At 42.1% G+C, this 4,891-nt stretch carries 5 protein-coding genes and 1 pseudogene; 3 read left to right on the forward strand and 3 right to left on the reverse strand.

Annotated features, from left to right (window positions below):
- The 3 genes and pseudogenes from HWQ38_RS09315 to HWQ38_RS09325 form a co-directional block, all read right to left on the reverse strand.
- Positions 1-385, reverse strand: a pseudogene (locus HWQ38_RS09315) (hypothetical protein); the annotation flags it as partial.
- A 45-nt stretch (positions 386-430) separates the two neighbouring features.
- Complete coding sequence (locus HWQ38_RS09320) at positions 431-1,069, reverse strand: hypothetical protein (RefSeq protein WP_292792533.1); 639 nt, start codon at positions 1,067-1,069, stop codon at positions 431-433.
- A complete protein-coding gene (locus tag HWQ38_RS09325; protein WP_292792535.1) occupies positions 1,066-2,214 on the reverse strand; it encodes a ParM/StbA family protein in 1,149 nt (382 codons plus the stop codon). The genes HWQ38_RS09320 and HWQ38_RS09325 overlap by 4 nt, the downstream gene beginning before the upstream one ends.
- A 524-nt stretch (positions 2,215-2,738) precedes the next feature.
- Between HWQ38_RS09325 and HWQ38_RS09330 the strand changes: the two genes are divergently transcribed.
- The 3 genes from HWQ38_RS09330 to HWQ38_RS09340 are packed head-to-tail and all read left to right on the forward strand — an operon-like array spanning position 2,739 to position 4,813.
- Entirely contained in the window at positions 2,739-2,885 is a 147-nt protein-coding gene (locus HWQ38_RS09330) for a hypothetical protein (protein WP_292792538.1), read from the forward strand.
- Positions 2,886-2,936: 51 nt separating this feature from the next.
- Positions 2,937-3,311 carry a plasmid mobilization relaxosome protein MobC gene (mobC, locus tag HWQ38_RS09335; RefSeq protein WP_223265518.1) on the forward strand — a complete coding sequence of 125 codons (375 nt, stop codon included), beginning with the start codon at positions 2,937-2,939 and terminating at the stop codon, positions 3,309-3,311.
- Positions 3,308-4,813 carry a relaxase/mobilization nuclease domain-containing protein gene (locus HWQ38_RS09340; protein WP_292792541.1) on the forward strand — a complete coding sequence of 502 codons (1,506 nt, stop codon included), beginning with the start codon at positions 3,308-3,310 and terminating at the stop codon, positions 4,811-4,813. The genes mobC and HWQ38_RS09340 overlap by 4 nt, the downstream gene beginning before the upstream one ends.
- The last annotated feature ends 78 nt before the right edge of the window (positions 4,814-4,891 follow it).

Consider the following 4,891-nt stretch of genomic DNA (forward strand, 5'->3'; position numbering starts at 1 on the left):
TTGGTTGGTCGTGGATGCCAGAATAACTCCTTACCCCGAAGTATTGAGGGGATACCTTATTTTTCCCAGTAATTTCTAGGATTTGATTACGCTCAATCCAATCAGTTACTGCTGGGTATACTTGAGCAGGTAAATTGACAATGACAGAAGTTGTTAGTGCTAAATTAAAAATTTCATCAGCATCGTAAGCTTTACGCTCTGATTCGCTAAAAACTGCTGTTTTATGATTATCTGGGTAAAATGCGCCCACATCTGGATTACTTTGGTCTGCTTCTACCAACTCATAAGAGAGTTTATTGTCAATGCAGTATTGCACCATAACCCGTGCAAACAAAGACTTGCCAACTCCACCTTTTTCACCATCCATGAAGTGAATTGCTGCCATCTTAAATCTCCTTTGTGATTTGACTAAATGTGCATTAATAAATACTTAAATATTCTCAAACATATCGTCTGTTTCATCATAGAAAGACCCCTCACCAGGAATGAAGGAATCAGAATCTATTTTGTGTTTTGGCTGGTTGTCACTATTACTACTGCCATTGCCTTTACTTTTACCTTTAGCGCTAGCATTACTATCATTTTCATCATCAATACCACCGCTACTACCAATTTCTAGACCGAACATAGTAGCAAGCGTTTGAGGATTGGTCATAGTGCTGAGAGGTACAGGCAAAACATCACTTGATTTATGCGGTAATCCTAGTTCCATTCGCAAATAGGCCAAATGTTGCTCCAGGGCATGACAACAAATTAACCCTACCTGGCGCACCTCTTTATCACTAATTTCTACATCCGCATTTGCTTGAGCTTGATATGCTAAAGGCAACCAACACATTCGTAATGCCTGTAATACCATCTCTTTGCTAGTACTGACCCCATTTCCTTTTTGCAAATATATAATTAGCTTTGCATCAACAGTATTTGAGTAAGCACGAAGCCGAAGAGTCAAATTTTTATATTGTCTTTCTCTGTCAGTATCAGTTCCTTCAGACAGTTTGCGACTACCGCTACTATTGGGCTGTCTATTATTGTCATTATTTTTGGGTTGTTTTTTATTTGTAGTCATGCCACCTTCTCCATTTGCGCTCTAAACCGCATAAACAAACCAAACGCATCAATCAACCTAAACGACAAAGCTTCCTGCTCTCGGAAAGTATGGCAATAATCATTACTTTTATCCTTGAATACTTCTTGTACCTGCTGCTGTAGGTCAGCACCCCAATAAGTTGAAATTTCTTGAAAGCACTCTTGTAACTCTTGCTCTAAATACAATGCTGCGCCACCACTTAAGATCACCTCGTTCACCGCAGGTAAAGTTGATTCCAGCCAATCGTAAAGCCTAGACCAATACTCAGCTTTAGCAGTAGCAATGGCATTAACAATCATCTGCAATTCATAATCAAGATTTTTAGGTTCTCTACTTTTGACTAGAGCGCGAATTGCTTGGTTATCAGCCGTGATATCTGAACCGGCTGCATAGATCGCAGAGGTCAAAGCAGTGGCATCTTGTCCAGATGTGCGCTCAATTACTCGCTTTACCATTTGGTGAAAGCCCAGTCCATTGGTGTAACCCGCCGTCATTTTGCCCCGTTCAAATAATAGAAGGCTGGTATTGCGATGCCCGAACATCAGCACTGCGATCGTTTGGGCGTTAAACCATTCTTTACCATTCTGGCGTTGGCGAATCATTGCCAATCCCGCACCTTCGGGTAAGCACTCGAATCGCTCCAGTTTCACCCGCAACCTTTGACCCCGAAACCTAAAATCCTTGAGTGCAGACTGCAACTGTTGCTCAAATGCTTGGCGATTTTGATATTCACCATAGGGCAGTAGTGAGGTAAGTGATAGTGAAAACCTGCTAGGCAATTTGTTGTGTTGAGCGATCGCACCAATAACTGCCAGGGCTTTGTGAATTGAGGTTTCGTACTTGAGCTTATCGAGTCTGGCAGATGCTGAAAACTGCTGTGCCAGGAATCCAACTACTGTACATTGTGTATCACCATCCGCAGGATTTGACACCCAGGCTTCATCTGCTGGTTTAGGAGATTCCAGACCCTTGCGACTTGACATATAAGCGTCAATCGAACTTTGAGGCAACTTTAGCATCTCTGGTTCCATTGTCATCAAACATGGTTTGCCTTCAGTTGCTAGTTCGTAAACAATCTTGGTCAAGGAAGCACCAGGGTCAAAACTGACTATCAAGTTTGACATTGACTGTGGTTCACCTAAAAGCTTTCTTTTAAGTTAAGTGCAAATATAAATCATGCCAATCTACCCACTGACCATTTTTATCAGGCGAAAAATTAGCCCATTGGTTATTTTTTTGCTGCATTTTCTCAAGTAGTTATTTTTGTGCTATTGAATTCAAAAATACGCCACTCAAATGCCAATTCAACGCCATTTAAGCGTCACTTGAGCGCCAATTCAATCCCAATTGAGTGCCAATTCAACGCCACTGCATACAGTATGTATATATTATTCTTATCAATAACTAAGCTTATTGACAATAAAATGGTCAAAAAATGCCAATTCAGTGCCACTTAAATGCCAACTCAATGCCACTGATGTTTTTAATTTGAGTAGCCCAAAAAAACCTTTGGTGAGTAGCAAGCTATGTTGCTGTCCGGACATTTTTTCTCAAGAGAAAAAACGCACCCCCCAGGTGCGGCAACAAACTTGCCCTCCTTTCACGGTTCCCCTACCTAAGTAGGTCAACCACCGTGACAGAGGGGAAGATGATACGAAAAACCTCAGCTTGGAAAATTTCTGCAAGGTTTGGGCGGATTAGCTTTTTAATTGCGCGATGGGCTACGCCCCGCCGTAGGCGATCGCATTTCATGATCTCGCGTCGCATTTTGGCATTGAACCAGAATCGTAAATAACCGCTTGGTCAATGACAAATGATAGTGCAGTCGTCAAACTTAAAACAGCTAATGACTAATGCATCAATAATGCGACAAAAACGCTCACACAGGATAGACATTAGACTGACTTTGGCAGAATACGAGAAAGCACAGTTAATGGCAGATGAAAATAATCTCACTATGAGTGAGTTGTTTCGTGCCAAGACTCTGAAAAATAGATTGCCCAGGCGTGTCACCAAAGTAGCAGGTCAAACTTACTGGGAGTTGGGGAAAATAGGTAACAATCTCAACCAAATAGCTAAAGCAATTAATACTTCAGTACTCATGGGAGAACCTGTGGTCGTAGATAGAGCATTGTTGTCACAGGTAAGAGATTTGGTGAAACAGGTGCGCCGAGAGATTGCTGAAATTGATTTAATCACTGATTTACAAGATGAAGGATGATTGGTAAGCACATCAAAGGTAAAAGTTTTCGGGGACTGCTAAACTACCTCTTTGGCAAAGATGGAGCAAAACAAATCGGTGGGAATATGGAAGGAACAAACCCACGCGAATTAGCAGCTGAATTTGGTATATCTCGAAGATTAAACCCGAAGGTGAGCAGGGCTGTTTATCACGCTTCTCTCAGTTTGGCCTATAAGGAGAGTTTAGATGATGATACTTGGGATGAAATCGCCCAAAAGTATCTGCAAGCAATGGGTTTTGATATGAACCAATATGTCGTAGTGCGGCATACTGATCGGACTCATGAACACATACATATTGCTGCCAGTCGCATTCAATTAGATGGCACTACAGTTTCTGATAGCTGGGACGATCGCAGAAGTGAAACGGTAATTCGCAAGTTGGAGCAGGAATACAATTTGCAATCGGTGCAACCAAGTTGGGAAAAAGATAAGCACAGTCCAACTACTGGCGAACGTAGGCACATTGCCAGAACTGGAGAGGAAAGCGTTAGAGTGAGACTCCAGCGATCGCTCGACCAAGCAACCTACGACCATCCCACTATGCCAGAGTTAATAGAGCGAACGCAACAACAAGGTATTAATGTCCGTGTTGGTTATACTCGCACAGGCATTGTCAAAGGCATTAGTTACCAACTTGACGGTGTAGCTTTTAGTGGTACGCATCTCGGTAAAGCATATACCTTTTCTGGTTTACAAAAGCATCGAGGTGTAAACTACAGTCCCAAGCGGGATGACAAACGCATCCAGAAACTCATGGAGCAAGCTGTCGAAAATCTTACACCAGCAGTACCTCCAAAACAGAATGACAAACGTATTCAGAAACTTATGGAACAAGCTGTTGAAAATACCACGCCAGCAGTTACTCAAACAAACCCTTTGCCTACACGAGAACCAACAAACTGGGAGCAAATACGCCTAAACTTAAGCCAGCAGTACAATTTACCCAATTCTCTGCTCACAGAACTGTATGAAAAGGGTTGGCTCTATGCAAGTCAAACAGGTCAAGCAATATTTGTGGAACGTACACTCGATGATCTTCCAACTCTTGCCAAGCAGCTAGAACCAGCAGGTAACTTCACCGCCATTACTCTCAACTCTGAAGCTACGAAAAATGGTAGTTTTTGGATTGCTACAGATGCCACAGTAGAAAGAGCAGTGCTACTAAGTGACCCGATTGAAGTTCTCTCTGTCATTGCCTTAGAATCAACTGTTGACAAAGAAAAGCGCAAACCTACATTATATTGGAGTGTAGGCGATAGCGAGCAAATACCTTTAGAATTTTTGCGAGCGATCGATACAGTAGTCATCGCTTTTAAAGATCATGAAAAAGTTGAGGACTTGATAGCTGAGATACTGGCTGAACTACCCCAAGCCAAACAAGTTTCTCCCGGTGAAGCTGGTTGGAATGGGATGCTAACTAACAATCACTTGCAACCCAACCAAAGCCGAATCCCAGAGCTTCAAGGTTGGGAACTTTGATATCAGTTATCATTAAAAGAAACGGTTCTTCAGTACTTGCTATGCTTAACTAATAGTTGATATACCAATTTAACAAGC

It is taken from the genome of Nostoc sp. NMS7, assembly GCF_017115085.1.
Classification (GTDB): Bacteria; Cyanobacteriota; Cyanobacteriia; order Cyanobacteriales; family Nostocaceae; genus Nostoc.

Bases quoted from the DNA above. Each gene is read 5' to 3' on its own strand.
- HWQ38_RS09325 (WP_292792535.1), bottom strand. From the start codon at position 2,214: ATGTCAAACTTGATAGTCAGTTTTGACCCTGGTGCTTCCTTGACCAAG.
- HWQ38_RS09330 (WP_292792538.1), top strand. From the start codon at position 2,739: ATGATACGAAAAACCTCAGCTTGGAAAATTTCTGCAAGGTTTGGGCGG.
- HWQ38_RS09340 (WP_292792541.1), top strand. From the start codon at position 3,308: ATGATTGGTAAGCACATCAAAGGTAAAAGTTTTCGGGGACTGCTAAAC.
- HWQ38_RS09320 (WP_292792533.1), bottom strand. From the start codon at position 1,069: ATGACTACAAATAAAAAACAACCCAAAAATAATGACAATAATAGACAG.
- mobC (WP_223265518.1), top strand. From the start codon at position 2,937: ATGACTAATGCATCAATAATGCGACAAAAACGCTCACACAGGATAGAC.